The 1,705-nt window shown below is 56.4% G+C and carries 1 rRNA gene (running past one end of the window); it reads right to left on the reverse strand.

Annotation, left to right across the window (positions count from 1 at the left end):
* A 23S ribosomal RNA gene (locus tag ASG69_RS00005) occupies positions 1-1,705 on the reverse strand (its annotated part extends 1,202 nt beyond the left edge of the window); the annotation flags it as partial.

Genomic DNA, 1,705 nt, shown 5'->3' on the forward strand with positions numbered 1-1,705 from the left:
TAGTTATCTCGATCGCCTTGGTATTCTCTACCTGATCACCTGTGTCGGTTTGGGGTACGGGCCGTGTACCAGCTCGCTAGAGGCTTTTCTCGGCAGCATAGGATCACTGAATTCGCCTCATTCGGCTATGCATCACCTCTCAGGCTGTGTGAGACCCGGATTTGCCTAGGTCTCGCCCTACAGGCTTACACCAGTGTTACCACTGACTGGCTCAGCTACCTTCCTGCGTCACCCCATCGCTTGACTACTACCAGGAAAGGTCCCGTGCATCACCACACCCGGCACCCGAAGGTGCTCCTGGCGGCTCTGGACGGTTAGTACTCCTGATTCATCATGGGCGCGGATACACGGGTACGGGAATATCAACCCGTTGTCCATCGACTACGCCTGTCGGCCTCGCCTTAGGTCCCGACNCACCCTGGGCGGATTAACCTGGCCCAGGAACCCTTGATCATTCGGCGGACGAGTTTCTCACTCGTCTTTCGCTACTCATGCCTGCATTCTCACTCGCGTGGCCTCCACACCTGGATCACTCCGGCGCTTCCCTGGCCACACGACGCTCCCCTACCCACCCACACACCTGCCGGAACCCTCGCAAGGGAACCGGGGGCTGTTGTGTGAGTGCCGCGGCTTCGGCGGTGTACTTGAGCCCCGCTACATTGTCGGCGCAAAATCACTTGACCAGTGAGCTATTACGCACTCTTTCAAGGGTGGCTGCTTCTAAGCCAACCTCCTGGTTGTCTNTTCACATCCTTTTCCACTTAGTACACGCTTGGGGGCCTTAGCCGGCGATCTGGGCTGTTTCCCTCTCGACTACGAACCTTATCGCCCGCAGTCTCACTGCCGCGCTCTCACATCCTGGCATTCGGAGTTTGGCTGATTTCGATAAGCTTGTGGGCCCTCTAGACCATCCAGTAGCTCTACCTCCAGGATGAAACACGCGACGCTGCACCTAAATGCATTTCGGGGAGAACCAGCTATCACGGAGTTTGATTGGCCTTTCACCCCTACCCACAACTCATCCCCTCAGTTTTCAACCTAAGTGGGTTCGGGCCTCCACGACGTCTTACCGTCGCTTCACCCTGGCCATGGGTAGATCACTCCGCTTCGGGTCTAGAGCATGCGACTGAAACGCCCTATTCGGACTCGCTTTCGCTACGGCTACCCCACACGGGTTAACCTCGCCACATACCACTAACTCGCAGGCTCATTCTTCAAAAGGCACGCCATCACCCCCAGTGACAAGTCACTCGAAGGCTCTGACGGATTGTAAGCGCACGGTTTCAGGTACTATTTCACTCCCCTCCCGGGGTACTTTTCACCTTTCCCTCACGGTACTAGTCCGCTATCGGTCACCAGGGAGTATTCAGGCTTATCGGGTGGTCCCGACAGATTCACAGCAGATTTCACGGGCCCGCTGCTACTTGGGCATTCATCACGACAGTCACACAGTTTTCGTCTACGGGACTCTCACCCTCTACGACAGGCCATCCCAGACCACTTCGACTAACCGCATGATTTCTTACTGTCGGCCGATCCGGCAGAATCGACAAGACAAACCCCACAACCCCACACGCACAACCCCTGCCGGGTATCACATGCACATGGTTTGGCCTCTTCCGCGTTCGCTCGCCACTACTGACGGAATCACTGTTGTTTTCTCTTCCTGTGGGTACTGAGATGTTTCACTTCCCCACGTTCCCTC

The organism is Rhodococcus sp. Leaf225, from assembly GCF_001426145.1.
Lineage (GTDB): Bacteria > Actinomycetota > Actinomycetes > Mycobacteriales > Mycobacteriaceae > Rhodococcoides.